The following is a 26892-nucleotide window of genomic DNA, read 5'->3' as shown; positions in this document are numbered from 1 at the left end:
CGTAGCTCAGCTGGATAGAGCACGAGCCTTCTAAGCTTGGGGTCGCAGGTTCGAACCCTGCCGGGCGCGCCAATATTTCAATTAGTTATGTGGAATTTTGGTAACCGACGTCGCAAATAAGGTAACGCATAGGTAACAGGCAGAGGCTTAGATGGATCTCCGTCAGCTCGTCGAGGAAACGCTGGTACAGATCGCTGAGGGGCGCGGCGAATCAAAAACTCCAACAGGGAGACACCGGCGCCATTATCAATCCGCCCACGAATATGGCACAGCGATACCAAAGGCGATCGTGCGACTGTGGGTGCAGACGTCTTTCTCAGGTCAGTTTGTCGGGTTAGGTCGCGCCCAACCAAGCCCTGACTTGCTCAGGAGCTGAATGAGCTGCTCCCTGGCGTGAATGAATAGATCGCTGGAAGTGTCCTCTATCTTCGCCAGTTGGTGCTGACAAAAACGGATATGCGCGTGAGCGGGATGATGGCCTCCCTGATCGTTGGTTTCCGTTTCATCAACGACACAAAAAAGACGTCGATGGTCGTCGGGACTGATCAAAGACCGGATTGCCGCGGCGGATGCTCCGTGCAACCCCCAAAGCGAGTTGCCGTCTGGTGTGGCTATGATGTCCGCAATATCATTGGCCGAACATTTGCTCGCTTCGGACTGCCGCCAAACCGATAACTCGCCTTTTAATAGGTCAACGCCTTTGATGAATGAGTTTTTCAACGTTCCCTTTTTTGGGTGAACGTGCATTGGGTCGAAACTCGCGCGATGGATTATCTCATCGTCGCCGATCACGCCAACGGAGCGTTGATCCTGAACGGTAGCCTCAAAAGGGCATACTTCAACGCACGCCGTCATTTAGGTGCAAGAATACCGTAGCCCTGGAAACGGTCGAGCAGATCGAGGATGCGCGTCTCGTCACCTACGGGACAACTGGCGGGCATTCTGGGATCCTGGCCGAAAACCAAACTCACAAACACAACCTTCCCATTGCCTGGGAATGTGAGTGACAGCACTTGATCTTCCGCTGGCGTTTCCCAGCGCATGCACACAGAACCATCGGACGAGTCTACCTCGACGTCGGGTTCACGCGTATGCACGGGCAATACGCTCAAAGTTTTTTCAATGTCGCGCAATAGTTGGGGCGACGGGGCGATGGAGCCAGGTCCATCCCAACCGGCTTCTAAGCGCCCGATGTCGAGAACCATGCGTTCAACGCAAGACGACCAGCCCACCGCCTTATATCGCGGAGCAAATTCCACTCTATGAATAAAATGCGTCGGACGAGAAAATCTGTATGTCGAAAAGACCGTTCCGGAGAGACGCGGCCGGGATATCTCCTCTTGCCACGACCCGAGATAGTTTTGAGGACCTTCTCCCTCTATCCAAAACCAGCCTTTATTCGATTTTATTTCGAACGCTGTTTCAGCGGAGGCCGAGAGTATATCGGTCTCCAATTCACCGGAAGGTGATTCTAGGTATTCTTGCGGAAGCGTCGCCATTAGCAGCTCATTCCCCCCGTTTCGTGCCCCAGAGGCCTATTTGGTCACATGCAGCTTCCACCAAAACCTTAGAAACGAGCTGCTTATTGGATTGATGGAAGTGTTCCATAATCGCATCTAACGTTTCGAGTGCTGCACTGACGTCGACATGGTCTTTGACGCGCAATTCTTGAAGATGGGTCAAGCCTATGGTGATAAGGCTGCTCGTCGGTATGAGTGCTTCCTTTCGGCTGGACGCAACGTTTAAGTTATGAAGAATTGCGCCCAGACCATGTTCCTGTTCAAACCAGCCGGTGTTGTTGTGCCAGACTGCGCCTGCGCCAAAAACGGCCAAGGGCAGGTATTCTCCATCACGTCGTAGCAATCCATCGGGTGACCATTCTGTCTCCGGCACTTCAAACCGATCCCCCACCTGCAGACGGATAGCGGCGATTTTTCGAGCTGAGAGTGACTCGTCCTTGGCGAATAAACCCAACGCTTTTTCCAGCAAGGAACGCGCGTCACTCCAGACTCTGACCCAACGGGTATACCGGCCGCACGTGACCGTCAGTGTTTGCGGGTCGAAACGCATTTGCCATGCCGGCGATCCGTCCGGTCGGAGATACGAAAACGCCAAACCGGCCGTGAAAGTCGCCGGTAGACCTTCCACTCCTTGGAGCGCCCCGACCTGTAGGGCAGGCAATTCTTCACGCCACTCGTGATGATTGGCCTGTGCTAGAGAAAAAAGTGCGGGTGCAACGTTTCCGTCGAAAATCAATTGAAAATCAACGTTTTCAACTGCGTGATCGTCGTTGATAGGTCTATACTGGCTCATCGCCTCAATGCGTTCCGATCGGCCGTTTGTCGTTGCTAACATCAGCACGACTCGTGTGTAAATGGGGCACGTAAAAATCCTCTGACGATACCCGCTTCAATTACCACCATATGGTTACGACTGGCGCGGACCGCAAAGCCCGCGACATGCTCGCCATATCCGTCACCAAACTCCCACTCTGGCTGGCGACGCATAACGCGCGGTTCATTCGTTGAAGTCACGCGCGTCGAACCGCCAGACGCGAGCTTGCTTTGGAAGAAAAGGCCCCGTGGGGGGTATCACCGGGCCTATGCCTGTCGCGAAGGGTGGAAGCATCCTTCCACAGGCTGACGGGGTTTTGCTGCACTCGCCGTCTAATCGGGGCCTCTTGGGGAAGCGGACCCGCGCCGGCCAGGCGCTTTCGATTACGAGAACCGGATGTCTGACACCTCGGCGAAATGATCGGGCCTCAACACGGCGATGTCGCACATGATCATCGCGCGGATATCAGACCCGACGGCAGCCAATTCGACCGCCTAGTGCAGGAAGGCGATATCCTGCTCCTGGGCGAAATCGATATCGGTGTGCTGCAAACGCCCGGTCATACGCCGGCCTGCGTCACTTATGTGATCGGTGACGCGGTATTCGTCGGCGACACGCTGTTCATGCCTGATTATGGCACGGCGCGCAGCGACTTTCCCGGTGGCAGCGCGCCGGATCTATATCGCTCTATTCGCAAGATTCTTGCTTTGCCGGGCGAAACGCGAATGTTCGTGGGGCACGACTATCTTCCTGACGGACGCCGGGAATATCGCTGGGAAACCAGCGTCGCCGAGCAGAAGGCCAGCAACGTCCATATCCGCGATGGCGTGAGCGAGGCCGAGTTCGTTGCGCTGAGGCGTGCACGCGATGCCAAGCTCGATGCGCCCCTGCTGATCCTGCCGTCCCTACAAGTGAACATCCGTGCCGGAGCACTGCCGCCGGCCGGGGCCAACGGGCACGTTTATCTGAGGCTTCCGGTCAACCTGATCTGAACGGCGGACCAAGCCTTCCTGGTTCCTCAAAGGCAGGCTTCGAGGTAAGCCTGATCGAAGCCGAACTGGCGGGCTTTTTCCAGCGTGTAGGGGCGCAGGCCCGAGGCGCGGAACTCGCCCAGGATCTTGCCGTCATCGGTTTCGTCCAGATACTCGAACTTGAAGAGTTCCTGCGTGACGATGACATCGCCTTCCATGCCGATCACCTCGGTGATGTTGGTGGTGCGGCGGGAGCCGTCGCGCAGGCGCTTTACCTGGACAATCAGATCCACCGATTCGGCAATCTGGCGGCTGATGGCTTCCTTTGGGATCTTGATGTCGCCCATCAGGATCATGTTTTCCATACGGCCCAGGCACTCGCGCGGGCTGTTGGCGTGAAGCGTGCACATCGAGCCGTCGTGGCCGGTGTTCATGGCGGCGAGCAGGTCGAAACACTCCGCGCCGCGAATTTCGCCCAGGATGATGCGGTCGGGGCGCATGCGCAGGGCGTTCTTGACGAGGTCGCCGATGGTGATCGCGCCCTGGCCCTCAAGGTTCGGAGGGCGGGTTTCCAGCGGCAGCCAGTGCGGCTGCTGCAGGCGCAGCTCGGCCGCGTCCTCGATGGTCAGCACGCGTTCGCCCGGATCAATCATCTTCGACAGGGCATTGAGCATTGTCGTCTTGCCGGAGCCGGTGCCACCCGAGATCACGACGTTCATCCGGCACGCACCCGCGATCTTGAGCGCCGTCGCCATCTTGTCGCTCATCGATCCGAAGTCGCGCAGCATGTCGATGGTGATCGGCTTTTCGGAGAATTTGCGGATCGAGATCGCGGTGCCGCGCAGCGAGAGCGGCGGCACAATCACGTTGACGCGGCTGCCGTCCTTGAGGCGGGCGTCGGCCAAGGGCGTGGTCTGATCGACGCGGCGACCGACCTGGTTGACGATGCGCTGGGCAATTTGGAACAGGTGCTGCTCATCGCGGAAGCGGATCGAGGCGAGCTGAAGCTTGCCTTTCTTTTCGATGTAAGTCTGGTTCGGTCCGTTGACCATGATGTCCGACACATCCGGGTCGTTGAGCAGTTCCTCCAGTGGACCGAAGCCGAGCAGCTCGTCAATCAGCACCTTTTCCAGCGCGAATTGTTCGCGGCGATTGAAGGTGATCTTGAGTTCCGCGAGCACCTCTATGATGATGGGGCGAAATTCTTCGGACAGTTCGTCCTTGGTGAGCGTCGCCGCCGCTTCGGGATCGACCCGTTCAAGCAGGCGGGGGAGGACCTGCTCCTTGATCTTGTGAATCGATGCTTCGAAACTGCCTTGTTCAGAATGGGGATCATGCACAGCATTGGCGCGATCCGCCAGGCGCGACATTGCATCCTCACGCGAGTTTTGCGGTGCGAGCGGCTCGGTGGGAAGGGGCGGGAACTGGTCGCCGGGCATCGGTGCGGAACCGCTCATGCCGCCCGGAAGCGGGGCGGATTTGTCATGCGAACCGGTCTTCAGCGGCTTGGCTACGCCGAATGCCGGCCGGGCGCCCTGGCCGATGCCGCCGATACCGTTCCGCCGCCCGAATGCGCTCATAAGACTTCCAACCTCTTTCGCTTCCGCATCCGCGCCGGACCATGCGACGTTTGCGAGTGCTTCAAGCATTAAGGTTGAAACTTTGATAACTTCCTAATGAAACGTGGGGTGAAGATTGCTGCGATCTATCCGGTGCAGCCGGTGTGAACCCATTGGACTTGCAGCCCCAGATGATCCGCAAGGACGAAGCGTCGCACGTTTCGGCAACTGCGCAGATAAGTTTGGACCATGGCTATCGTCGTGCGATTGGCAGATTGAATGGCGAGAGGATTCTGGACGATAACGGTTTCCGGTTTCCATTCGAGGATGCGCTGCAGTTCAGTGATGGGCTCATGCCCGGTGGCGCCATTTTCGGATGCCTCATAATAATGGGGCGGAAAAAGAACGGGGCTGGGCGGATAGCTTTTGAGGCGCGCATAGAGCGCGTTGGGAACGCCCCATACCAGCAGCCGCCGATGCGGTGTGTGAGCGCGAACGTAAGCTTCGAATTTCGGCGTTTCCCTGTGCGAGACAAGGCGCTCCGCAACATGGAAGGTGTTTCCCAAGGCCAGCGCGGGGAACACCAATGCCGCCCACGCGACTATGCCGATCGGGCGGCGCGCGAACAGTGGCGCGCTTAACACGCAAAGCGGTGCCAGAGCGGTCAGTGCGTAGTGCGCGTACACCGCGGGGAATGCGGCGATCGCGCCCAGGGCCACGATTGCCCATTGCAAGACGAAACGCACTTTTCGGGAGAGACGGTCCCCGCGTTTCAGTGCGAGGACTCCCATAATCGCAAAGGCGAGCGCAGGGGCCAGACGCGCCAGAAGAACGCCGAGATACCAAAGCCTGTTCAAAGGCGTATCGTAGCCGCGCTCGAGATTGGAAGTAACGAGCGCCTGCCACATCGCCGCGAAGTGGCGATGCGCGGCGTAGAAACCGAACGTCACCAGCATGGGCAGGGCAGCGATCAGGGCCAGCATCGCCACCACCGCGAAAACGCGTTTCCGCACCATCGGACTGCGCCACAGGCTTATCGCTATGGTGAGCCCGAAAAAGGTGGCTTCGATGGCGACTGACTGCTTGAAGGCGATCGCGATGCCGGTGCACGCCATCCCGAACGGAAGCGCCCAATCGATCCGGCCAAGCCGCAACAGATCGATCCTTGTGGCGATGCTCCATGCGCCGGCGATGACGAGAGGATTGAAGATGACTGCAGCCTGGCCGTTTTCGCCGCCGAACTGATTCAGCAGCGCGCAATAGGCCAGCCCGGCAAGAAGCGCCGGCGTGAGCGGGGCGGTGAGCCGCGCAAGACGCACCACGCCATAGCCCCCGCACGCGGCGCAAAACGTAGCGGCGATCTGGTAGGCGATGGCGCTGGAGGAGATCGCGCCCACCGCCGCATAAAAGAGATATAGCGCAGGGCCCTTGCGATCCCACACGTCCACGTACAGCACGGCGCCGTGCAGAATGCGCTGGCCGATAAGATAGTAATACTGGTCGTCGAGATCGTAATTCCATTCGCCCCAGATGGGGAATCGGATCAAAGCGGCGAAGGCGAGCACCAGCAGGAACTGGCAAAGGCGGCTGTCAAGCAAACGCATGGCCTGGCTTGCAGGCGCGGTGCGGTTGTTGTCCACTGACGCCATCATGACCCCGCCTTCTCCCCCGCTCCGCGAGGCGTCATAGTCAACAGTGTATTACCAAAGCCCAAAACAAAAGGGCCGTCGCCGGTATTCCGGCAACGGCCCCTTGGCGCTCTTTCGCGAGCCCTTAGTCCTGAACGTGCTCTGCCAGCACGGTCAGCCCGGCATCGCCCACTTCGGCGAAGCCGCCGGTGATGCGGATTTCTTCCGGGGCTCCGTTCTCGGTCTTGTAGACCTTCAGCGCACCGTCAGCGACGGTCGACATGAAGGGCGCGTGGCCCTCCAGCACGCCGAACTCGCCTTCGGTGCCGGGGACGACCACCATGTGGACGTCTTCCGAGCGGACGAGCTTCGCCGGCGTGACGAGTTCGAAGTGCAGTGCCATGATCGATTACGCCTCTTCGGCCAGCTTCTTGGCCTTGGCGACCGCTTCCTCGATGCCGCCGACCATGTAGAACGCGGCTTCGGGCAGGTGGTCATATTCGCCTTCGACGACCGCCTTGAAAGACTTCACGGTGTCTTCGAGCTGAACGAACTTGCCGGGGATGCCGGTGAAGACTTCGGCCACGTGGAACGGCTGCGACAGGAAGCGCTGGATCTTGCGTGCGCGGGCGACGGTCAGCTTGTCCTCTTCCGAAAGCTCGTCCATGCCCAGGATGGCGATGATGTCCTGCAGCGACTTGTACTTCTGCAGCGTTTCCTGGACCTTGCGCGCGGTCTCGTAATGCTCCGCGCCGACGATGCGGGGTTCCAGCACGCGGCTGGTGGAGTCGAGCGGGTCGACGGCCGGGTAAATACCCAGCTCCGAGATGGCGCGGTTCAGCGTGGTGGTCGCGTCCAAGTGAGCGAACGAGGTGGCCGGTGCCGGGTCGGTAAGGTCGTCCGCGGGGACGTAGATCGCCTGGACCGAGGTGATCGAGCCCTTGGTGGTCGAGGTGATGCGCTCCTGCAGCGCGCCCATGTCGGTCGACAGGGTCGGCTGATAGCCGACGGCCGAAGGAATACGGCCGAGAAGCGCCGACACCTCTGCGCCCGCCTGCGTGAAGCGGAAGATGTTGTCGACGAAGAAGAGAACGTCCTGGCCTTCCTGGTCGCGGAAGTATTCGGCCATGGTCAGGCCCGAGAGCGCGACGCGGGCGCGGGCGCCCGGGGGCTCGTTCATCTGGCCGAATACGAGCGCGACCTTGGAGCCCTCAGAAGTCGCGTTGCCCTCGGCGTCCTTGGCGATAACGCCGGCGTCGAGGAACTCGTGATAAAGGTCGTTGCCTTCGCGGGTACGCTCACCGACGCCCGCGAACACGGACACGCCGCCGTGACCCTTGGCGATGTTGTTGATGAGTTCCTGGATCAGCACGGTCTTGCCCACGCCCGCGCCGCCGAACAGGCCGATCTTGCCACCCTTGGCGTAGGGAGCAAGCAGGTCGATGACCTTGATGCCGGTGACCAGGATCGCCGCCTCGGTCGACTGGTCGATGAATTCGGGAGCCTTGGCATGGATCGGCGCGAACATGTCCGAGCCGACCGGGCCGCGCTCGTCGATCGGATCGCCGACCACGTTCATGATGCGGCCGAGCGTCTTGGGGCCGACCGGCACCGAGATCTGGTTGCCGGTGCTCTTCACGTCCTGGCCGCGGGTGAGCCCGTCAGTGCCGTCCATGGCGATGGCGCGCACAGTGTTCTCGCCCAGGTGTTGGGCGACTTCGAGCACCAGCTTCTGGCCGTTATTGTCGGTCTCCAGCGCGGTGAGAATCGAGGGTAATTCGCCTTCGAAAGTCACGTCGACGACGGCGCCGATGATCTGGCTGATCTTGCCGGTAGTGGTCTGGTTGAGCACGGGTGCGGTGGCCATTTTGGTTCCTTGCCTGCGATGTCTTACAGCGCTTCCGCGCCAACGTTTCGGTGATGCTACAGCGCTTCCGCGCCAGCGATGATTTCTACGAGTTCGGTGGTAATCGCGGCCTGACGGCTGCGGTTGTACTGGATGGTCAGCTTCTGGATCAGGTCGCCCGCGTTGCGCGTGGCGTTGTCCATGGCGGTCATCGATGCGCCCTGTTCGGAAGCGGAGTTCTCCAGCAGCGCGCCGAAGAGCTGGGTCTTGAGATAGCGCGGCAGCAGTGCGGCGAGGATTTCCTCTTCATCCGGCTCATATTCGGTCACGGCATCGGCCGCGACAGGGCTGGCCGTGGGGGCGGGCACGGGAATGATCTGCTGGCTGGTCGGTTCCTGCACCAGCGCCGAACGGAACTTCGCGTAGAACAGATGCGCGATATCGAACTTGCCCTGTTCGTACATCGCCACCAGTTCGTTTGCGACCGTTTCAGCCTCGTTGAAGCCGGGTTCGCGTACATGCGTCGTGTCGAACATATGGGCGATCTGCTTGGGGTATTCGCGCCGGATCACGGCGCGGCCCTTGCGGCCGACCAGATAGAACAGCACGGTCTTGCCCTGTTCCTCCAGTTCGCGCGCCTTGGCGCGGGCGGCACGGACGATGTTCGAGTTGAACGCGCCGCACAGGCCCTTGTCCGAATTGGCGACGACCAGGAGGTGAACCTGATCGCTGCCGGTGCCGGCCAGGAGCCTAGGCGAATTGCCGCTCACCGTGATCTTGCTGGCGAGCGAGCCCATCACTTTGGCAAGACGCGCGGCGTAGGGACGCGCGGCTTCCGCGGCGGCCTGCGCCTTGCGCAGCTTGGCCGCAGCGACCATCTGCTTGGCCTTGGTGATCTTCTGGGTCGACTTGACCGAGTTGATGCGGCCCTTGAGTTCCTTAAGGCTGGCCATGTCAGTCCTTCAGTTCCATCACTTCCACCAGTTCCGGGGCGCCCCGCAGCCAGCCTTCGTACTTTGTGAAGACGGCCTTGGTGTAGTCCTGGGCGTGGTGGAAATCGAATGCCGCGCGGTCAGCCCAGCGCTCGAAGATATAGAGGTTCGGCGAACCATCAGTTGCCCGATACGGTTCGAAGTGCTCACAACCAGCCTCGGCGCGCGTCTGCGGCACGATGGCTGCAACTGCTTCCCGCGCATCGTTGAGATGCTCGGGTTTTACCGGGATGGTGGCGAACACTGTGTAGCTCATTTAGGCGAACTGCTTGGCAAAGGCGTCGAGTGCGGCCTTGGTCTTGCTCTTCGCTTCGTCACCGAAGTCCTTGGTCGAGCGGATCAGGGCCAGCACATCGGCATGTTCCGAGCGCATGAAGCTGAGCATCTCGGCCTCGTACTCGGTGACCTGGTCGACGCGCAGGCTGTCGAGATAGCCGTTAGTGCCGGCGAAGATCGACACGGTCTGCTCTTCGAACGACAGCGGCGAGAATTGCTTCTGCTTGAGCAGTTCGGTCAGGCGCGCGCCGCGGTTGAGCAGTTTCTGGGTCGAGGCATCGAGGTCCGAGCCGAACTGCGCGAAGGCCGCCATTTCGCGGTATTGCGCCAGTTCCAGCTTGATCGAGCCGGCCACCTTCTTCATCGCCTTGGTCTGGGCCGAACCGCCGACGCGCGACACTGAGAGGCCGACGTTGATGGCGGGGCGAATGCCCTGATAGAACAGGCCGGTTTCCAGGAAGATCTGGCCGTCAGTGATCGAGATCACGTTGGTCGGGATGTAGGCCGAGACGTCGCCCGCCTGGGTTTCGATGATCGGCAGCGCGGTCAGCGAGCCGGCGCCATTGTCGTCGTTCATCTTCGCAGCGCGTTCGAGCAGGCGGCTGTGGAGATAGAACACGTCGCCAGGGTAAGCTTCGCGGCCCGGTGGACGGCGAAGCAGCAGCGACATCTGGCGATAAGCGACGGCTTGCTTGGAAAGGTCGTCATAGACGATCACGGCGTGCATGCCGTTGTCGCGGAAGAACTCGCCCATGGCGGCGCCGGTGTAAGGCGCAAGGTACTGTAGCGGCGCCGGCTCCGAAGCGGTCGCGGCTACGACGATGGAATATTCCATCGCGCCGTTCTCTTCGAGCTGGCGGACAATCTGCGCCACGGTCGAGCGCTTCTGGCCGACGGCGACGTAGATGCAGTAAAGCTTCTTGGATTCGTCGTCGCCCTTGTTGGCTTCTTTCTGGTTGATGAAGGTGTCGATGGCTACGGCGGTCTTGCCGGTCTGACGGTCACCGATAATCAGCTCGCGCTGGCCGCGGCCGACGGGGACGAGTGCGTCGATCGCCTTGAGGCCGGTCTGCACCGGTTCGTGAACCGACTTGCGGGGAATGATGCCCGGAGCCTTGGCTTCGACGCGAGCGCGCTTTTCGGCAACGATCGGGCCCTTGCCGTCGATCGGGTTGCCCAGCGCGTCGACGACGCGGCCGAGCAGGCCCTTGCCCACCGGCACGTCCACGATGGTGGCGGTGCGCTTGACGCTGTCGCCTTCCTTGATTTCGGCGTCCGAGCCGAAAATCACGACGCCGACGTTATCGGCTTCGAGGTTGAGCGCCATGCCTTGAACGCCATTGGCGAACTCGACCATTTCGCCGGCCTGCACTTTGTCGAGGCCGTGGATGCGGGCGATACCGTCACCGACCGACAGAACCGAGCCGACTTCGGAAACCTGGGCTTCGGTGCCGAAGCTGGCGATCTGGTCCTTGATGACCTTCGAGATTTCTGCTGCGCGGATATCCATTGTTCTGCCTTTCTTAGCCCTTCATGGCCTGGGCGAGCGAATTGAGACGAGTGCGGATCGAGCTGTCGATACGCTTGGAACCGATGGTGACGACAAGGCCGCCGAGCAGTTCCGGATCGACGCTGGTCTTGATCTTGACCTTCCGGCCTTCCCGCGCTTCCAGCTTCTGGCGGAGCTGTTCGACCTGATCGTCATTAAGCGCGTGAGCGGAAGTGACTTCGGCGGTCGCCTCGCCGCGTTGGGCGGCGGCGATCGCGGCGAAAGCGCGGATGATTTCGGGCAGCGCGGAAAGGCGGCGATTGGCGGCCAGCACGCCCAGGAAATTTCTGGTGAGCGGCGAGAGGCCCAGAACTTGCGCCACGGCGCCGGTCGCTTTCGCCGCGGCATCGCGGCTGACCTGGGGATTGCGAATCAGGGCTGCGAAAACGTCGCTTCCCTTGATGGTCGCGTCGATCTTCTCAAGATCACCTTCCACCGCCGAAACGGTGCCGTTTTCGCTGGCAAGATCAAACAGCGCCGAAGCGTAGCGTCCTTGCAAGCTGGCCTTTATGCCGCCGGAATTCTCCACGCGTGTCCTATCCTTACATCGGGTGGGCTGAGGCACTTGGGGCACGACACAACGGCGCGCCCCCGGCCCGCAGACGGGGCGCGCATAGCGACGATATGCTGGCGATGCAAGGTGCCCCTTGCCTATCACGCGCTATGTCCGCCGATACGATTTGAAAGCAAAGGGCGGGAAGCCGATATCCCGCGCATGCGCAATACCTCTCCGCGCCAATGAGGAGTTAGTGATGATTTACGGAATCGCGCGTCATGGAGGCGCAAGATGAGCGCGAGAGGGATTTCTGTGGAAGACGACCGGGCCTGGCAGGCCGTGCTCGGCCGTGATCGCGGGTATGACGGGCGCTTCGTGACCGGCGTGCTCTCGACCGGGATATATTGCCGCCCTTCCTGCCCGGCGCGCCATCCCAGGCGGGAGAACGTGCGCTTTTTCGCGGGGCCGGAAGCGGCGGAGGCGGCCGGACTGCGCCCGTGTCTGCGGTGTCGCCCGAATGACGCGGCGCGAGACGAGGAGGCGGTGATGCGTGCTTTGAAGCTGCTGCAGGACGCGGAGGAAGCGCCGGCCTTGGCGGAGCTGGCCGCGCACGTCGGATATAGCCCGACGCATTTTCAGCGCGTGTTCAAGCGTTCTGTCGGTCTATCCCCGGCCGGGTTCGTGCGGGCACGACGCCTGGCATTGGCGGGCGACGCGCTGAGCGCGGGCGCCAGCGTGACAGAGGCGATCTATGAGGCCGGATTCGGGGCATCCTCTCGATTTTATGAAGCGAATGAAGGGAGAATGGGTATGGCGCCTTCCGCATGGCGCAACGGCGGGCGCGGCGTGACCATCCGCTGGGCGGTGGTGCAGACCACGCTGGGCCCGATGCTTGTCGCGGCCACGGACAAAGGGGTGTGTCGCCTGTCTTTCGGCGAAGGACGCGAAGAGCTTGCCGCCCGTTTTCCCGGCGCCGAATTGATCGAAGGCGGCGCTCCGTTCGCCGCATTGCTCGAACAAGTCGTGTCCGCGGTCGAGCGACCGGGCGATTCTCGCGCCATTCCGCTGGACGTACAGGGGACGGCCTTTCAGGAAGCCGTCTGGCGCGAGCTTCAGCGCATTCCGCCGGGGGAGACGCGCAGTTATGCGCAGATCGCCGCTGCCGTAGGCAAACCGGGCGCGGTAAGGGCGGCCGGGTCGGCCAATGGCGCCAACAACGTCGCCGTGCTGATCCCCTGCCATCGCGTGATCCGTTCGGACGGCTCACTGGGCGGCTATGCTTATGGCCTCGACATCAAGCGCACGCTGCTGGAAAGGGAGGCGGATAAGCGGCCGTGATGAGGAACCGCGCAACTTCTATACGAAGCTATAGGGGTCCACGTCGATGTTCACTCGCACGCCGCGCGGGAATTGCAACGGCTCCAGCCATTCGCGCAGGGTCTTTTGCAGTTCGGCCGATCGCCGGGCGTTGATGAGCAGGCGGAAACGGTGGCGGCCGCGCAGTAAGGAAAGGGGGGCGGGCGCCGGGCCAAGCACCAGCATGTCCGGCAGATGGGGCGCGGTGCCGCCGACCAGGCGCGCGGCGGCAAGCGCCTCGGCCTGATCCTCCGAACTGACGATGATGGCTGCCCAGCGGCCAAACGGCGGCGCGCCGGCGTCTCGCCGCGCTTCGGTTTCCGCCGCATAGAAGGCGTCGCGGTCTCCGTTCGCCAGGGCGGTAATGACGGCGGCTTCGGGATGGCGCGTCTGGATCAGCACTTCGCCGGGCTTTTCCCCGCGTCCGGCGCGCCCGGCGACTTGAGCGATCTGTTGATATGTGCGCTCCGCCGCGCGCAAGTCCCCGCCCTCCAGCCCCAGGTCGGCATCGATCACGCCTACCAGCGTCAGCTCGGGGAAATGATAGCCTTTGGTCACCAGCTGCGTGCCGATGATGACGTCGATTGCGCCGCCCTCTGCCATCGCGACGAACGCAGCAATCGCGTCCGGACTGTTCATCGTGTCGGACGTGACCAGCGCCGCGCGTGCTTCGGGCAGGATTTCCGCCACCTCGTCCGCAATGCGCTCCACTCCGGGGCCGCAGGCGACAAGGCAGTCACCCGTGCCGCATTCGGGGCACGCTTCCGGCGCGGGAACCTCGTGACCGCAGTGGTGGCAGGAGAGCCGCTGCGAAAAGCGATGCTCGACCAGCCACGCGGTGCAGTTGGGGCACTGAAAGCGATAGCCGCAATTGCGGCACAGCGTAAGCGGCGCATAACCGCGTCGGTTAAGGAACAGCAGCGATTGCTCGCCGCGCGTGAGGCGTTCCTTCATCTGCTCGACCAGTCGGGGAGCCAGCCAGCGGCCACGCTCGGGCGGTTCATTGCGCAAGTCGATGATCTCGATATCCGGCAACATCGCGCCGCCGAAGCGATCGGGCAGGGCGAGTTTGCGATAGACTCCGGCCTCGGCGAGCTGCATCGATTCGAGCGCCGGGGTGGCGCTGGCGAGGATGACCGGAATCGTTTCGAACTTGGCCCGCATCACGGCCACGTCGCGCGCGTTATAACGCACACCGTCGTCCTGCTTGAACGAGACTTCGTGCGCTTCGTCGACCACGATCAGGCCGAGGCGCGCGTACGGCAGGAACAGCGCGGACCGCGCGCCGACGACGACTTGCGCCTTGCCTTGGACGATCGCCCGCCATGCACGGCGTCGTTCGCTGGACTTCAGCGAGGAGTGCCATAGTACCGGAGGCACGCCGAAACGCTGTTCAAAACGGCGCAGGAAGTTCTCGGTCAGAGCGATTTCAGGCAGCAGCACCAGGACTTGCCCGCCTTTGCGCAGCACTTCCGCCATGGCTTCGAAATAGCACTCGGTCTTGCCCGATCCGGTCACGCCATCGAGAAGGAAAGGCTGGAACGCATGATCCCTCACGGCCGCGATGAAGATATCCGCCGCGGCGCGTTGATCTTCGCTCAATTCCGGCGCGGCGAAGTCGGGCGCGGCCGGGGGGTAAGGGCGATCCAGGTCGACGGTCACCGGTTCCAGCAGCCCCGCGCCGATCATGCCGCGCAGCACCCCTTCGGATACGCCGGCCAGTTCGGCCAGTTCTCGAACGGAGGCTTGTTCGCCCTGCAGCGCATCGAGCGCGGCCGCTCGCTGGGGCGTGAGGCGGGCGGGCTCTTCGCCGGTCAGGCGATACTCCGTGGTGGTCCCCCCGCCGCGCAGCGCCGCCATGCTGCCGAGCGCCATGCGCGCCACGGAGGAAAGCGAGGCGCAATAATAGTCCGCGGTCCATTCCATGAGTCGCCGCAACGGGGCGGGCAGCGGCGGCACGGGCAAGGCTTCCAGAAGGGGGCGCAGCTTCGTTTCGGGCACTTCTTGCGTGCTCAGCCGCTCCGGCTCCCAGACTACGCCCAGCACCTGGCGGGGGCCGAGCGGGGCGATCACGATCGAGCCGGGCTCCACCGCCATTCCCTCCGGCACGCGATAGTCGAGAGCGCCCAGCGCGGCATTGAAGACAAGGAGGCGAACGCGTTTCATCTGCGATGCATATAAGCGTCGGCCGATCGGCTCGTGAAGAAGCACGGTTCGTAAATCGGGGCATGGAAGGAAAATGCCTGGGCCAGTTGCGCCTCTATCGAGGGAGCCCGCGACAATCCGTTTTCCTACAGGCGTGAGGCTGGGCTAGGACGATGGTATGATTTTGGCCTGTCAATCACATCCCGCAACGCCGCATTGCCAGGCGCAGAACGATCGCTATGTGGGCGGGCGGCACTTTGCTCTCTGGACTGTGTCAACTGTGTCAACCAGAGCACCATCCGGCGCGGCACCGGGCCTGTTTCCCTTTCGCCGCACTTCGGCTATCGGCGCGCCATGAATGAGAGTCAGACCCTTTACGCCGCCTTTGCGGGCCATCTTTCCGCTGCGCTGGATGCTCTGGAAGCAGCGGGCACGCTGCCGGCAGGGCTGAAGCGAGGGGCTGTTACGGTTGAGCCGCCGCGCGATCCGTTGCACGGCGACCTCGCCACGAACGCAGCGATGGTGCTGGCCAAGCCCGCAGGTATGAAGCCGCGCGACCTGGCCGAAGCGCTGGTGGCTGAATTGACCAGGCTGGATGCGGTGACTTCGGCTGAGATCGCTGGGCCGGGTTTCATCAATTTGCGCCTCGCGTCGTCAGCCTGGCTGGCCGAATTGCGCACGATCGACGCGCTTGGCGCCGATTATGGCCGCTCCGCTATGGGAGGCGGCACTATCGTCAATGTCGAATATGTCTCCGCCAATCCCACCGGGCCGATGCACATGGGCCATTGCCGGGGCGCGGTAGTGGGAGACGCGCTGGCGACGCTGCTCGAATATGCCGGGCACAAGGTCACCCGCGAATACTACGTCAACGATGCCGGCGCTCAGGTGCAAGTGCTCGCGCGTTCGGCGCATGTCCGTTATCGCGAGGCCCTGGGCGAAGACGTGGGCGAGATCCCCGAGGGGCTGTATCCGGGTGATTATCTGATCCCGGTCGGCCAGGCGCTGGCTCACGAATTTGGCGACAGGTACGCAAAGGCGCCCGAAGCGGAATGGCTCGTGCTCTTCCGCGAAAGAGCGGTGGCGGCAATGCTGGTGATGATTAAGCAGGACCTCGCGCTGCTGGGCATTCATCACGACCTGTTTTCGTCAGAGGCGGAGCTGCAGGCTTCCGGCAAGCCGGACGAAGCTGAGGAATGGCTGCGTTCTCGCGGTCTGGTTTATGACGGTGTGCTGGAAGCGCCCAAAGGCAAAACGCCGGAAGACTGGGAGCCGGTGGAACTGCCCCTGTTCAAGTCGACGCAATTCGGCGACGATCAGGATCGCCCCATCAGGAAGTCGGACGGCACCTGGACTTATTTCGGTGCCGACCTGGCCTATCATTACCAGAAGGCGCAGAGCGCCGACGCGCTGGTCGATATCTGGGGCGCGGATCATGCGGGCACCGTCAAGCGCATCAAGGCGGCCGTCGCCGCCATGACCGGCGCGGATGGAGAACCGACGCCGTTCGAAATCAAGCTGGTGCAGATGGTCCAGCTGTTGCGGGGCGGCGAACCGGTAAAGATGTCCAAGCGCGCCGGCACTTTCGTGACGCTGGCCGACGTGGTGCGTGAAGTGGGCAAGGACGTGGTGCGCTTCACCATGCTGACCCGCAAGCCCGAAGCGCAGATGGACTTCGACTTTGCCAAGGTCGTCGAAGCCAGCAAGGACAACCCGGTCTTCTATGTGCAGTATTGCCACGCCCGCGTCTGTTCGACGCTGCGCAAAGGCGCGGCGGAAGGTTTCGCTCCTTCGCCCGACCATCTCCAGCTGTTGGGTGAGGAGGAATTGGAACTGGTGAAACTGGCCGCGCAGTTTCCCCGCGTGGTCGAAGCCGCGGCGGCGGCGCGGGAGCCGCACCGGCTGGCATTCTTTCTTCATGATCTTGCCGCCATGTTTCATGGTTACTGGAATCTGGGTAATGATCGCGTGGAGAAGCGGTTTATTAACCATACGGACCGTAACCTGACTGCCGCGCGGCTTTTCCTGGCCGTGCAAATCGGGCAACTTGTCCGTAACGGACTGGCGCTGCTTGGCGTCGAGGCGGTGGAGGAAATGTAAGTCATGGCGATCTCGGACACGGAACGGGAGCAGCCCCACGAACATCCCTATTCCGAAGGGGAAGAAGGCGCTGCGCCTGAAGCATCGCCTCCGTTTTCGGAACATTCCGGCTTCGACCAGCCGCCTCAGCTCGCGCTGGGTGACGAAGACGTGCGGTTGCCATGGCTGGAAGGCGATGACGAGTACGAGGAAGAGAACGGTTCAGGGGTCGGGCAGGGCCTCCTGCTGGCCGTTCTGGGCCTGGTCGCGATCGGCGTGATCGTCGGCGGGCTGTTCTGGGCCATGCACAAGAAGTCGGCGGAACCGCTGGTCGCCACTGGCGGCGTGATCGCTGCGCCGAAAGAGCCGTACAAGGTCCGGCCTCAGAATCCGGGCGGTGAGGTTGTGGCTGGCACTGGCGACACGAGCTTCGCCGTAGCTGAAGGGCAAAGCCGGCAGGTCCAGATCGACGGCAAGGATGAAGAGGCCAAGCCTGGCGCGGATGCCTCCGGCAAGGCCGCGCCAAAGGCGTCCCTGCCCCAAGGGACCGCCACTGCGGCAGCCGCGCCTTCGGCTCCGTCGGGCGGCGTCGGGGTGCAGGTTGGCGCCTATTCGTCGAAGGACACCGCCGAGGCCGGTTGGAACGCGCTCAAGACGCAATATTCGGCGCTTGCGGGCGTATCGCACCGCGTCCTGCAGGGGCAGGCCGATATCGGCATTGTCTATCGCCTTCAGGCCGTTCCCGGCGATCTCGCCGCCGCGAAGTCTTTGTGCAGCGGAATGCGAGGCGCGGGGCTGAGCTGCCAGGTGAAGAACTGAGAAAATCCGTCGACGAAGAAAAGACGAAGAAAAGGCGTGACGAACGGGCCACAGGCCCTTCATCCACACCTCTCGCCGCCGTTTCCTTGCGAAATGCGCGCAATTCTGCGACAAAATTGCAATGATACCGGCGATTTTCGGCCTTTCCGGCCTGGTCCTCACCGATGATGAGCGCGCGTTCTTTCGCGATGCCGATCCGGTGGGCTACATCCTGTTCGGCCGCAATGTCGAAAGCCGTGAGCAGCTTCGCGCCCTGACGGATGAGTTGCGCAGCCTTCACGGGCGCGATCGGTTGTTTATCTGTATCGATCAGGAAGGTGGCCGGGTGGCGCGGATGAGAGCGCCGGTCTGGCCGGCCTATCCGGCGGGAGAGGTCTTCGACCGCCTTTACGACATCGCCCCGGCCTCGGCGATCGAGGCGGCGCGCGTCAATGCGCAGGCGCTGGGGCTCGACTTGGCGGAAGTGGGCATCACCGCCGATTGCTATCCCTCTCTCGACGTGCGGCAACCCGGCGCGCATGACGTGATCGGCGATCGGGCTTTCGGTTCCGAACCGATGCGCGTGGCCGCGCTGGGGCGGGCCGCGCTGGCAGGGCTGACGCGCGCGGGTGTGGTCGGCTGCATCAAGCACATGCCCGGCCATGGCCGGGCCTTGGCGGATAGCCATAAGGAACTGCCGACCGTTGAGGCAGGGGAGGACGAACTAGATCGCGATCTCCAGCCTTTCCGCGCACTGGCCGATACGCCGGTAGGGATGACCGCGCATGTACGCTATGCCGCCTGGGACGCCGAGTTGCCCGGTACGCTTTCGCCTTTCGTGATCGGCGAGGTGATCCGCAAACGTATCGGCTTTGCCGGATTGTTGCTGACGGATGATCTCGACATGCAGGCTTTGGCGGGCACCGTACCCGAGCGTGCGGCGCGGGCGATCGCTGCCGGCTGCGACATTGCGCTGAACTGCTGGGCTCGCATGGACGACATGACCGGAATCGCAAAGGCGCTGCCGACGATGCGCGAGGAGAGCGCGCAGCGGCTGGAACGCGCGCTGGCTTCGGTTGATCCCGCGCCGATGGGCGGGGAAAATCAGGCTGCGCTCATTGCTCGTCGCGACGCGCTGCTGGCGCAAGGCGGGGTCTGACCGATGGATCTGCCCCGCGATCTTCCCGAGGCGGTTGACGCCGAATGGGAAGGCGCGGCCGCGAGTGAAACGCGCAACGAGACGCTTCATCTTGAGATCGATGGCTGGGAAGGCCCGCTGGACCTGCTGCTTGATCTCGCGCGGCGGCAGAAAGTGGACTTGCGCAGGATCTCGATCCTCGAGCTTGTCGACCAGTACCTGATCTATATCGAGCGGGCTGACGCCCTGCGGTTGGAACTGGCGGCGGATTACCTAGTGATGGCGGCGTGGTTGGCTTATCTCAAATCGGCCCTGCTGCTCCCCAAGGATGAACAGGAAGATCCCAGTCCTGAGGAGTTGGCGCTGCGCCTGCAACTGCGCTTGCAGCGGCTTAGCGCCATGCGGGAGGCTGCGGCGCGGCTGATGGGGCGGGACCGGCTCGGCCGCGACGTATTCGCCCGCGGCGCACCGGAAGGGTTGCGCGTCGATCGCCGGAACCGCTGGCAGTGTGAGTGGTTCGATCTCGTTCGCGCATACGGTGACGTGAAGATACGCACCCGGCCCGTGGTTCACATGGTGCGTGAACGTGCGGTGATGACGCTTGATAGCGCGATCCAGCGGGTTTCGGCGATGCTGGGCGTGGCTCTGGATTGGATGGACTTGCGCGATTTGCTGCCGCCCGCGCGCGACGCCTGGACCGATCCGGAACTGCGCCGCTCGGCGCTGGCATCCAGTTTCGTCGCCGCGCTGGAGCTTGCGCGCACCGGTCGGGCCGAACTGGCTCAGGACGAAACCTTCGGACCCCTGCGGTTGAAGGCGGTGCGATCGTGAGCACCTCTCCCGATGATCTCGTCCGGGCGGTGGAAGCTACCCTCTTCGCTGCCGAGCAGCCGATGACGGCAGATCAGATTTCCGCGCATCTGGGCGATGCGGATGTTCGCGCCGCGCTGGCCGAACTGCAGCGGCATTACGCAGAGCGCGGGGTGCATCTGGTGGAGCGGGGCAAACGCTGGCATTTTCAGACTGCGCCCGACCTGGCCTATCTCCTGCGCCGGGAGAAAGAGGAAGCGCGCCGCCTCAGCCGGGCGGCCACTGAAGTGCTGGCGATCGTCGCTTATCACGAGCCGGTCAGCCGCGCGGAGATCGAGGCCATTCGCGGCGTGCAGACCGCCAAAGGCACGCTGGATGTGCTGATGGAAGCCGGATGGGTGCGCGTCGCCGGGCGGCGCGAAGTGCCGGGCCGACCCGTGATCTATGCCACCACGCCGGAATTTCTGGCGCATTTCGGCCTTTCGTCACTGAAGGAACTGCCCGGCGTCGACGAATTGCGGGCAGCTGGCCTGCTTGATCCGGTGGATGATGAAATGATCGGCGACATTCTTGGCCCGGAGCCTGGCAGCGGCGAGGTGGAAATGGGCCATGACGATGACGGGGTGGCAAGTTCGGGGTAAAGCGCCTAGATGAGAAGATGTAGCGGTCTGAATCGACCGCGGCGTATCTGGAGTTCAAGTTATGGGTAGCCTCTCGATTTGGCACTGGCTGATCGTTCTGGTGATCGTGCTCGTGCTGTTCGGGCGCGGCCGCGTTTCGGAAATCATGGGTGACTTCGGCAAGGGCGTCAAAAGCTTCAAGGAAGGCATGAACGAAGAGGAGCGCAAGTCCTCCACGCCGCCCGCGCAGATTTCCTCGCAATCCGGCAACGCAAGCCCGACGGCGAGCGAGCAGAAGAACGAACAGGTCTGAGCCGAGGCAATCGCGAAAGTGAAAGCGGCACGGGTCGATGTTTGACGTCGGCGCATCCGAACTCTTGATGATCGTCATCGTGGCGGTCGTCGTCATCGGCCCCAAGGACATGCCGATGGCGCTGCGCACCGCTGGCCGCTGGATCGGCAAGATGCGCAAGATGTCCAACCACTTCCGTGCCGGCATTGACGCCATGGTGCGCGAAGCAGAGCTGGAAGAGATGGAGCGCAAGTGGCGTGAGCAGAACGAGGAGATCATGAAATCCGCGCCGCAGCTTCCCACTGCCGAGGAGATGCAGGCGCCCGTTGGGGGACAGCCCGCCGCCGGGGCAACACCTGCCGAGGCGCCCGCGCCTGAAGCGCCCAAGCAGGCCGAACTCCACTTGCCGCCTCCTCCGCCCTGATCGGTCTTCGCCATGCAGCCTTTCCGCATCTCCGACATTGACGAATCGCAGGCGCCGCTGCTCGATCACCTGATAGAGCTGCGCGCTCGCCTACTTCGCGCCTTCATGGCGTTTGCGGTGGCTTTCGGCATCTGCTTCTATTTCGCCAATCACATCATCGCTTTCCTGGTTCGCCCGCTGGTGCAGGCAGGCCAGAGCAAGCTGATCTACACCAAGCTTTACGAAGCCTTCTTCGTCGAAGTGAAAGTCGCGTTGTTCGCGGCCTTCTTTGTCAGCTTTCCCGTGATCGCCAATCAGATATGGGCCTTCGTGGCGCCGGGCCTTTATGCAAAGGAAAAGAAGGCTTTCCTGCCTTTTCTGATCGCTACGCCTATTCTGTTCACCATGGGCGGCGCACTGGCTTACTTCGTAGTGATGCCCACGGCATTCCATTTTTTCCTGGGTTTTCAGGGCCCGACCGGCGGCCTCCAACTAGAAGCGCTGCCCGCCACCGGCGATTACCTGGCGCTGGTGATGCAGTTTATCCTCGCCTTCGGCATTTCGTTCCTGTTGCCGGTGCTGCTGATGCTGTTGAACCGCGCCGGGATCGTCACACGCGCGCAGATCGCCGGCGCGCGGCGCTATGCCATCGTGCTGATCTTCATCGTGGCCGCCGTGGCAACCCCGCCTGACGTGGTCTCTCAGCTCCTGCTCGCAGTGCCGCTGCTGCTGCTGTTTGAGGGCGCGCTGCTGGCGATGTGGTTCACCGAACGCCGGGACGCGCGAGAGAAAGTGGCTGAGGAACCTAAAGTCGATTCCACGGCCAATTCACCTGCCGAGTGACTGACGCTACGCTCAGGCAGAGAGGGGAATTTGTCGGCCCGGCCTAGCCCGCCGCCATCGGCTTGCCTATAGCGCTCCCGAGACTCGCCAATCAGGACCGAACCATGAAATTCTTTGTCGACACCGCCGAAATTGCCGACATCCGGGAACTGGCCGAGACCGGCCTGCTGGACGGCGTCACCACCAACCCTTCGTTGATAGCGAAGTCGGGCCGCGATTTCATGGAAGTGACGAGGGATATCTGCGGAATCGTTCAGGGGCCGGTCAGCGCCGAAGTCGTCGCGCTCGATCACGAAGGGATGATGCGTGAGGCGGAGGTGTTGCGCAAGATCGCGGACAATGTCTGCATCAAGGTGCCGCTGACCCTTGAAGGGCTCAAAACCTGCCGCAAGCTTACAGCGGATGGAACCATGGTCAATGTGACCCTGTGCTTTTCCGCCAATCAGGCGCTTCTCGCCGCCAAGGCGGGCGCGACCTTCGTTTCGCCCTTCATCGGCCGCCACGATGACAACGGCTTCGATGGCATGGATCTGATCCGCGATATTCGTCTGATCTATGACAATTATGCCTTTGAGACAGAGATCCTTGCCGCCTCGATCCGCCACGGCGTTCACGTGCTGGAAGCGGCGAAGATCGGCGCCGATGTGATGACCGCGCCTCCCGCCGTCATCAAGGGCCTGTTCAAGCATGTCCTGACCGACAAGGGCATTGAGGGCTTCCTGGCTGACTGGGCCAAGACCGGCCAGACCATTTGAGCGGAAGGGGCATGGCGCCTGCCCGTCCGCGCTTGCCGAAGCGCGCGTGCAACCGCTAGCCTAAGCCGATGTCCGAAGAAACACCGACCGATCGTTTCAAGTCCGTTCTCGCCGGCGCCAGCCGAGCCATCGCGCATGAGAAGGATATCGAGGTCAATTGGACGGCCGACGCTCCCAGTTCGAGCGGGGGCACCTTCCGGGTGCCGATGCCGGGACGCAGCCTGCCGCGAGGCGCCGCGATGCAGGCGCGCGGCTTTGCTGACAGTTTCGCGCTCAAGCTGCGCCATCATGATGACAGGCTGCACATGCGCAATGCGCCAGTCGAGCCCTCGGCGCGGGCATGCTATGACGCGGCCGAATTGGTTCGTTACGAAGCGCTCGGCTCGAACGCTTATTCCGGCATGCGGGAAAACCTCGACGCGGCCCTCATGGCCCGGATCGGCTCCGATCCGATTACACGCGCTGACAATGCCGACGCGGTGCCGGTGCAATCGGCGCTGGCGTTGCTGCTGCGTGAGAAGCTGACGGGCCAGGCGGTGCCCGAGGCTGCCCGTCATGGCGTCGACATGCTGCGTTCATGGATCGAGGACAAGGCGAGCGGCGATTTTGAGGCGCTGGCCAATGCGGTAAGTGACCAAAAAGCCTTTCAGCGGCTTTCGCTGGATATGCTCCAGCATCTTGAGCTGACTCGCAGCGAGGATGTCCAGCAACCGCCTGATGAGGCGGATGACATGGATGGCGACGAACAGACAGAGGAAGAACAGGAAGGCGACGACGCGGGACGCGAGCAGCAGGCTTCCGAAATGGCTGCCGAGCCCTCGCAAGGTGAGGACGACGGCGAAAGCGACGCCGACGGCGACGCCGCCGAGGATATCGAGGACGGCCGGGAAGGAGACGAAGGCGAAGAGGGCATGATGCCCGTGCGCCCCAATCGGCCCTGGACCGAAATCCCTGAGGGTTTCGATTATAAGGTCTTCACTGATGCCTTCGATGAAGTGATCGGCGCGGCCGAGCTGTGTGACGAGGATGAACTGACACGGCTGCGCGCTTATCTGGACGCACAGCTCAAGGGTCTGCAGGGTGTGGTGACGCGCCTTGCCAACCGATTGCAGCGTCGGCTGATGGCTCAGCAAAACCGGTCCTGGGATTTCGATCAGGAGGAAGGGCTGCTTGATGCGGCGCGGCTGGCCCGCGTGGTGGTCTCGCCGGGACAATCGCTGTCCTATAAAGTGGAGCGCGACGTCGAGTTCAAGGACACCGTTGTCACGCTTCTGCTGGACAATTCTGGTTCCATGCGCGGGCGGCCGATCTCGATCGCGGCGATCAGCGCCGATGTGCTGGCGCGCACGCTGGAGCGCTGCGGGGTGAAGGTCGAGATTCTCGGCTTCACCACGCGCGCCTGGAAGGGCGGGCTCAGCCGGGATGCCTGGCTGTCGAACGGCAAGCCGGCGCATCCAGGCCGGCTCAACGACCTGCGCCATATCATTTACAAGAAGGCTGACGAACCCTGGCGTCACGCGCGAAAGAACCTGGGCCTGATGATGCGCGAGGGCCTGCTTAAGGAGAACATCGACGGCGAGGCGCTGTTGTGGGCGCATAATCGCATGTTGGCTCGGCCTGAGGATCGCCGCATCCTGATGGTGATCTCGGACGGCGCGCCGGTCGACGATTCGACGCTTTCCGTGAATAGCGCCGGTTATCTTGAGGCGCATTTGCGCAAGGTGATCGAATGGATCGAGGCGAAAAGCCCTGTGCAGTTGGTGGCCATCGGCATCGGCCACGACGTGACGCGGTATTACCGCCGCGCCGTGACGATTATGGACGCCGAGCAGCTGGGCGGCACAATGATAGAGCAGCTGGCGGGGTTGTTCGAAACGGATTGAGCCTTGTGCTTACATTGTGCTAACAGAAACGTGTGCAGACCTCACTTCGCAAGATGGGCAATTCCACCGGGATGATCCTCCCGAAGGCCGTGCTGGACGAGCTTGGGCTCAAATCCGGTGCGAAAGTGGAACTGCGCGTGGTCGACGGTGAAGTGGTTGTGCGTCCGGCCCGGCGAAAGATTCGTGAAGGATGGGAGGAAGCCGCCAAAATCATCGGCCCTCACGGGCTAACCGATGAGGAGCGCGAGTGGCTGAATATGCCGAGTGAGTTTGACGAGGAGTGGGAGTGGTAGGGCGCATTGTTGTTCGGCGTGGCGAAATCTGGCTTGTTGAACTTGATCCCACGGTCGGCGGCGAAATTCAGAAAGCCCGCCCTTGCTTGATCGTATCGCCCGATTCCATGAATCGGCACCTTGCGACTTTCACTGTGATTCCTCTCACCAGCGGAAGTCGTCCCGCCCCGTTTCGCATCCAGACACGGTTCAAGGCAAAGGATGGATTTCTTCTTCCGGAACAGTTGCGAACGGTGGATCGCGTCCGTCTGGTAAAACGGCTGGGTGAGATCGAACCCAACATACTGGCCGAAGCATTGACGGTGTTGCGGGAAATGTTCGAGGAATAGCATGAGGACGAGAGGTTGACGTCGCCCGGGCCTTGCGTCAGTCCGCCACCATGATCGACGCGCATACCCTCACGCTGTTCAACAGCCTGACCCGCCAGCTTGAGCCGTTCCGGCCCGTCCATCCCGGCGAGGCGCGCGTTTATACGTGCGGGCCTACGGTCTACAATTATCCGCACATCGGCAATATGCGCGCTTATGTGTTCGCCGACGTGCTGGGCCGCACCCTCAGTTACAAGGGCTACCAGCTTACGCATGTCATCAACATCACGGACGTGGGCCATCTTACGGACGATGCCGACGCCGGTGAGGATAAGCTGGAACGGGCGGCGGCGGAAAAGGCGCAATCGATCTGGGATATCGCCAGGCATTATACCGAGGCTTACTGGGCGGACATCAAGGCGCTGAATATCCGTCAGCCGGCGAGGTGGTCGATCGCCACGGATTACGTGCCGCAGATGATCGAGTTCGCAAAGCAGATCGCCGACCAGCATTGTTACGAGCTGGAGAGCGGGCTTTACTTCGATGTCTCGACTGTTGCCGACTATGGCCGTCTCGCGCGGGCGGTGACGGATGAAGGCGAAGGGCGGATCGAGGCGGTGGAGGGCAAGCGCAACGCCGCTGACTTCGCCATCTGGCGCAAAACGCCGCCGGGCGAGAAGCGGCAGATGGAATGGGATTCGCCCTGGGGACGGGGCGCGCCGGGCTGGCATCTCGAATGCTCGGTGATGTCGGGTGACCTGCTGGGTTTTCCCTTCGACATTCATACCGGCGGGATCGATCACCGCGAGATCCATCACCCCAACGAGATTGCGCAGAACCAGGCGTTCTGCTGCACTAACGGCCTGGACGTGCCCGCCAATTCAGGCGCGCGGATGTGGATGCACAACAACTTCCTGGTGGAACGATCAGGCAAGATGAGCAAGAGTTCGGGCAAGTTCCTGCGCCTGCAACTCTTGATTGACCGGGGCTATCACCCGCTCGCCTATCGGATGATGTGCCTGCAGGCGCATTACCGTAGCGAGCTGGAATTTTCGTGGGAAGGACTGGCCGCAGCTCTCACGCGACTGAAGCGTCTGGTCATGCAGATCGAAAGCTGGCGCGACGATGTGGCGTTCAAGGGCGATATCGACGCCTGGCGCGGCGATGCCTTGTCCCGCTTCGACGCCGCCATTGCGGATGATCTCAACACCTCCGTCGCGCTTACCGTGCTGGAAGAGGTCGTTGCGAGGAAAGGGCCGTCCGCTGTGAAACGGGACCTGGCGGAGACGATGGACGCCGTGCTGGGCTTGAACCTGTTCGGCCTTTCCCGCGCGGACCTGCGCCTTCGCCCCAAGGCGGCCACCATTGCCGAGACGGAGATCGAAAGCGCGCTGGCTCGCCGCAAGCAGGCCCGCGCAGACAAGGATTTCGCGACGTCCGATGCCTTGCGCGATGAATTGGCGGGGCAGGGAGTCGAAGTGATGGACGGCGATCCGCTCGGTTGGGAGTGGAAGCTGG

At 62.3% G+C, this 26892-nt stretch carries 27 protein-coding genes; 15 read left to right on the top strand and 12 right to left on the bottom strand.

All coding sequences use genetic code 11. From position 1 onward, the window contains the following. Positions 1-321 precede the first annotated feature (321 nt). From V7D69_RS10900 to V7D69_RS10890, 3 genes are read right to left on the bottom strand one after another with little or no spacing between them, the layout of a single operon-like run. Positions 322-792 carry a hypothetical protein gene (locus tag V7D69_RS10900; protein WP_333605794.1) on the bottom strand — a complete coding sequence of 157 codons (471 nt, stop codon included), beginning with the start codon at positions 790-792 and terminating at the stop codon, positions 322-324. A gap of 59 nt (positions 793-851) precedes the next feature. Continuing rightward, positions 852-1499: a hypothetical protein gene (locus V7D69_RS10895; RefSeq protein WP_324063775.1), complete on the bottom strand. Its 648-nt coding sequence runs from the start codon at positions 1497-1499 to the stop codon at positions 852-854. Between the two features lie 7 nt (positions 1500-1506). Beyond that, positions 1507-2355: a hypothetical protein gene (locus tag V7D69_RS10890; protein WP_324063776.1), complete on the bottom strand. Its 849-nt coding sequence runs from the start codon at positions 2353-2355 to the stop codon at positions 1507-1509. Between the two features lie 395 nt (positions 2356-2750). Between V7D69_RS10890 and V7D69_RS10885 the strand changes: the two genes are divergently transcribed. Beyond that, positions 2751-3326 carry an MBL fold metallo-hydrolase gene (locus V7D69_RS10885; RefSeq protein ID WP_333605793.1) on the top strand — a complete coding sequence of 192 codons (576 nt, stop codon included), beginning with the start codon at positions 2751-2753 and terminating at the stop codon, positions 3324-3326. Between the two features lie 26 nt (positions 3327-3352). Here the strand turns inward: V7D69_RS10885 and V7D69_RS10880 are convergent, their stop codons facing one another. From V7D69_RS10880 to V7D69_RS10845, 8 genes are all read right to left on the bottom strand, one after another. Beyond that, positions 3353-4885, bottom strand: coding sequence for a CpaF family protein (locus tag V7D69_RS10880; protein WP_324063777.1), 1533 nt, complete (start codon positions 4883-4885; stop codon positions 3353-3355). Between the two features lie 125 nt (positions 4886-5010). Beyond that, positions 5011-6516 carry a hypothetical protein gene (locus tag V7D69_RS10875; RefSeq protein ID WP_333605792.1) on the bottom strand — a complete coding sequence of 502 codons (1506 nt, stop codon included), beginning with the start codon at positions 6514-6516 and terminating at the stop codon, positions 5011-5013. Between the two features lie 121 nt (positions 6517-6637). Beyond that, positions 6638-6895 carry an ATP synthase F1 subunit epsilon gene (locus V7D69_RS10870; RefSeq protein ID WP_324064299.1) on the bottom strand — a complete coding sequence of 86 codons (258 nt, stop codon included), beginning with the start codon at positions 6893-6895 and terminating at the stop codon, positions 6638-6640. A gap of 6 nt (positions 6896-6901) precedes the next feature. Then, entirely contained in the window at positions 6902-8359 is a 1458-nt protein-coding gene (gene atpD, locus V7D69_RS10865; protein WP_324064300.1) for a F0F1 ATP synthase subunit beta, read from the bottom strand. Positions 8360-8415: 56 nt separating this feature from the next. After that, complete coding sequence (locus tag V7D69_RS10860) at positions 8416-9291, bottom strand: F0F1 ATP synthase subunit gamma (protein ID WP_324064301.1); 876 nt, start codon at positions 9289-9291, stop codon at positions 8416-8418. Between the two features lies 1 nt (position 9292). Then, on the bottom strand, positions 9293-9586 hold the full coding sequence (locus tag V7D69_RS10855; protein ID WP_324064302.1) for a putative quinol monooxygenase: 294 nt from the start codon (positions 9584-9586) through the stop codon (positions 9293-9295). After that, positions 9587-11116, bottom strand: a complete 1530-nt coding sequence (atpA, locus tag V7D69_RS10850; protein WP_333605791.1) for a F0F1 ATP synthase subunit alpha — start codon at positions 11114-11116, stop codon at positions 9587-9589. A 13-nt stretch (positions 11117-11129) separates the two neighbouring features. Beyond that, the gene (locus V7D69_RS10845) at positions 11130-11684 is read right to left on the bottom strand and encodes a F0F1 ATP synthase subunit delta (protein WP_324064309.1); all 555 of its coding nucleotides are present in this window, start codon (positions 11682-11684) and stop codon (positions 11130-11132) included. A 258-nt stretch (positions 11685-11942) separates the two neighbouring features. Here V7D69_RS10845 and ada point away from each other — a divergent pair, with 258 nt between their 5' ends. Next, positions 11943-12989 carry a bifunctional DNA-binding transcriptional regulator/O6-methylguanine-DNA methyltransferase Ada gene (gene ada / locus V7D69_RS10840; RefSeq protein ID WP_324064308.1) on the top strand — a complete coding sequence of 349 codons (1047 nt, stop codon included), beginning with the start codon at positions 11943-11945 and terminating at the stop codon, positions 12987-12989. Between the two features lie 18 nt (positions 12990-13007). Here the strand turns inward: ada and V7D69_RS10835 are convergent, their stop codons facing one another. Next, on the bottom strand, positions 13008-15173 hold the full coding sequence (locus tag V7D69_RS10835) for a primosomal protein N' (RefSeq protein WP_333605790.1): 2166 nt from the start codon (positions 15171-15173) through the stop codon (positions 13008-13010). Between the two features lie 333 nt (positions 15174-15506). Here V7D69_RS10835 and argS point away from each other — a divergent pair, with 333 nt between their 5' ends. The 13 genes from argS to cysS form a co-directional block, all read left to right on the top strand. Further along, entirely contained in the window at positions 15507-17252 is a 1746-nt protein-coding gene (gene argS, locus V7D69_RS10830; protein ID WP_324064306.1) for an arginine--tRNA ligase, read from the top strand. 3 nt (positions 17253-17255) lie between these two features. Beyond that, positions 17256-18050 carry an SPOR domain-containing protein gene (locus V7D69_RS10825; RefSeq protein ID WP_333605789.1) on the top strand — a complete coding sequence of 265 codons (795 nt, stop codon included), beginning with the start codon at positions 17256-17258 and terminating at the stop codon, positions 18048-18050. Positions 18051-18171: 121 nt separating this feature from the next. After that, positions 18172-19188 (top strand): beta-N-acetylhexosaminidase, encoded by a 1017-nt coding sequence (gene nagZ, locus V7D69_RS10820; protein ID WP_333605788.1) that lies wholly within the window; start codon positions 18172-18174, stop codon positions 19186-19188. A 3-nt stretch (positions 19189-19191) separates the two neighbouring features. After that, positions 19192-19998 carry a segregation and condensation protein A gene (locus tag V7D69_RS10815; RefSeq protein WP_333605787.1) on the top strand — a complete coding sequence of 269 codons (807 nt, stop codon included), beginning with the start codon at positions 19192-19194 and terminating at the stop codon, positions 19996-19998. Next, positions 19995-20618 (top strand): SMC-Scp complex subunit ScpB, encoded by a 624-nt coding sequence (gene scpB, locus V7D69_RS10810; RefSeq protein WP_324060829.1) that lies wholly within the window; start codon positions 19995-19997, stop codon positions 20616-20618. Before V7D69_RS10815 ends, scpB begins: the two co-directional genes overlap by 4 nt. A gap of 61 nt (positions 20619-20679) precedes the next feature. Continuing rightward, positions 20680-20910 (top strand): twin-arginine translocase TatA/TatE family subunit, encoded by a 231-nt coding sequence (locus tag V7D69_RS10805; RefSeq protein ID WP_324060828.1) that lies wholly within the window; start codon positions 20680-20682, stop codon positions 20908-20910. Positions 20911-20947: 37 nt separating this feature from the next. Next, the gene (gene tatB / locus V7D69_RS10800; protein ID WP_324060827.1) at positions 20948-21313 is read left to right on the top strand and encodes a Sec-independent protein translocase protein TatB; all 366 of its coding nucleotides are present in this window, start codon (positions 20948-20950) and stop codon (positions 21311-21313) included. 12 nt (positions 21314-21325) lie between these two features. Next, positions 21326-22135: a twin-arginine translocase subunit TatC gene (gene tatC / locus V7D69_RS10795; protein ID WP_324060826.1), complete on the top strand. Its 810-nt coding sequence runs from the start codon at positions 21326-21328 to the stop codon at positions 22133-22135. A gap of 104 nt (positions 22136-22239) precedes the next feature. Beyond that, on the top strand, positions 22240-22890 hold the full coding sequence (gene fsa / locus V7D69_RS10790) for a fructose-6-phosphate aldolase (RefSeq protein ID WP_333605786.1): 651 nt from the start codon (positions 22240-22242) through the stop codon (positions 22888-22890). A gap of 68 nt (positions 22891-22958) precedes the next feature. Then, positions 22959-24773: a cobaltochelatase subunit CobT gene (cobT, locus tag V7D69_RS10785; RefSeq protein ID WP_324060824.1), complete on the top strand. Its 1815-nt coding sequence runs from the start codon at positions 22959-22961 to the stop codon at positions 24771-24773. Positions 24774-24805: 32 nt separating this feature from the next. Continuing rightward, positions 24806-25066, top strand: a complete 261-nt coding sequence (locus V7D69_RS10780; protein WP_324060823.1) for an AbrB/MazE/SpoVT family DNA-binding domain-containing protein — start codon at positions 24806-24808, stop codon at positions 25064-25066. Continuing rightward, entirely contained in the window at positions 25054-25395 is a 342-nt protein-coding gene (locus V7D69_RS10775) for a type II toxin-antitoxin system PemK/MazF family toxin (protein ID WP_333605785.1), read from the top strand. Before V7D69_RS10780 ends, V7D69_RS10775 begins: the two co-directional genes overlap by 13 nt. A gap of 50 nt (positions 25396-25445) precedes the next feature. Beyond that, on the top strand, positions 25446-26892 hold a 1447-nt coding region (gene cysS, locus V7D69_RS10770; protein WP_333605795.1), incomplete at its 3' end, for a cysteine--tRNA ligase.

Source organism: Novosphingobium sp., assembly GCF_036733805.1.
In the GTDB taxonomy this organism is placed as follows: Bacteria; Pseudomonadota; Alphaproteobacteria; order Sphingomonadales; family Sphingomonadaceae; genus Novosphingobium.
Note: the sequence above shows the minus strand (reverse complement) of the source record. Positions and strands in the feature narration are given on the sequence as shown.

Bases quoted from the DNA above. Each gene is read 5' to 3' on its own strand.
- V7D69_RS10895 (WP_324063775.1), bottom strand. From the start codon at position 1,499: ATGGCGACGCTTCCGCAAGAATACCTAGAATCACCTTCCGGTGAATTG.
- V7D69_RS10890 (WP_324063776.1), bottom strand. From the start codon at position 2,355: ATGTTAGCAACGACAAACGGCCGATCGGAACGCATTGAGGCGATGAGC.
- V7D69_RS10885 (WP_333605793.1), top strand. From the start codon at position 2,751: ATGATCGGGCCTCAACACGGCGATGTCGCACATGATCATCGCGCGGAT.
- V7D69_RS10880 (WP_324063777.1), bottom strand. From the start codon at position 4,885: ATGAGCGCATTCGGGCGGCGGAACGGTATCGGCGGCATCGGCCAGGGC.
- V7D69_RS10875 (WP_333605792.1), bottom strand. From the start codon at position 6,516: ATGATGGCGTCAGTGGACAACAACCGCACCGCGCCTGCAAGCCAGGCC.
- V7D69_RS10870 (WP_324064299.1), bottom strand. From the start codon at position 6,895: ATGGCACTGCACTTCGAACTCGTCACGCCGGCGAAGCTCGTCCGCTCG.
- atpD (WP_324064300.1), bottom strand. From the start codon at position 8,359: ATGGCCACCGCACCCGTGCTCAACCAGACCACTACCGGCAAGATCAGC.
- V7D69_RS10860 (WP_324064301.1), bottom strand. From the start codon at position 9,291: ATGGCCAGCCTTAAGGAACTCAAGGGCCGCATCAACTCGGTCAAGTCG.
- V7D69_RS10855 (WP_324064302.1), bottom strand. From the start codon at position 9,586: ATGAGCTACACAGTGTTCGCCACCATCCCGGTAAAACCCGAGCATCTC.
- atpA (WP_333605791.1), bottom strand. From the start codon at position 11,116: ATGGATATCCGCGCAGCAGAAATCTCGAAGGTCATCAAGGACCAGATC.
- ada (WP_324064308.1), top strand. From the start codon at position 11,943: ATGAGCGCGAGAGGGATTTCTGTGGAAGACGACCGGGCCTGGCAGGCC.
- V7D69_RS10835 (WP_333605790.1), bottom strand. From the start codon at position 15,173: ATGAAACGCGTTCGCCTCCTTGTCTTCAATGCCGCGCTGGGCGCTCTC.
- argS (WP_324064306.1), top strand. From the start codon at position 15,507: ATGAATGAGAGTCAGACCCTTTACGCCGCCTTTGCGGGCCATCTTTCC.
- V7D69_RS10825 (WP_333605789.1), top strand. From the start codon at position 17,256: ATGGCGATCTCGGACACGGAACGGGAGCAGCCCCACGAACATCCCTAT.
- nagZ (WP_333605788.1), top strand. From the start codon at position 18,172: ATGATACCGGCGATTTTCGGCCTTTCCGGCCTGGTCCTCACCGATGAT.
- V7D69_RS10815 (WP_333605787.1), top strand. From the start codon at position 19,192: ATGGATCTGCCCCGCGATCTTCCCGAGGCGGTTGACGCCGAATGGGAA.
- V7D69_RS10805 (WP_324060828.1), top strand. From the start codon at position 20,680: ATGGGTAGCCTCTCGATTTGGCACTGGCTGATCGTTCTGGTGATCGTG.
- tatB (WP_324060827.1), top strand. From the start codon at position 20,948: ATGTTTGACGTCGGCGCATCCGAACTCTTGATGATCGTCATCGTGGCG.
- tatC (WP_324060826.1), top strand. From the start codon at position 21,326: ATGCAGCCTTTCCGCATCTCCGACATTGACGAATCGCAGGCGCCGCTG.
- fsa (WP_333605786.1), top strand. From the start codon at position 22,240: ATGAAATTCTTTGTCGACACCGCCGAAATTGCCGACATCCGGGAACTG.
- cobT (WP_324060824.1), top strand. From the start codon at position 22,959: ATGTCCGAAGAAACACCGACCGATCGTTTCAAGTCCGTTCTCGCCGGC.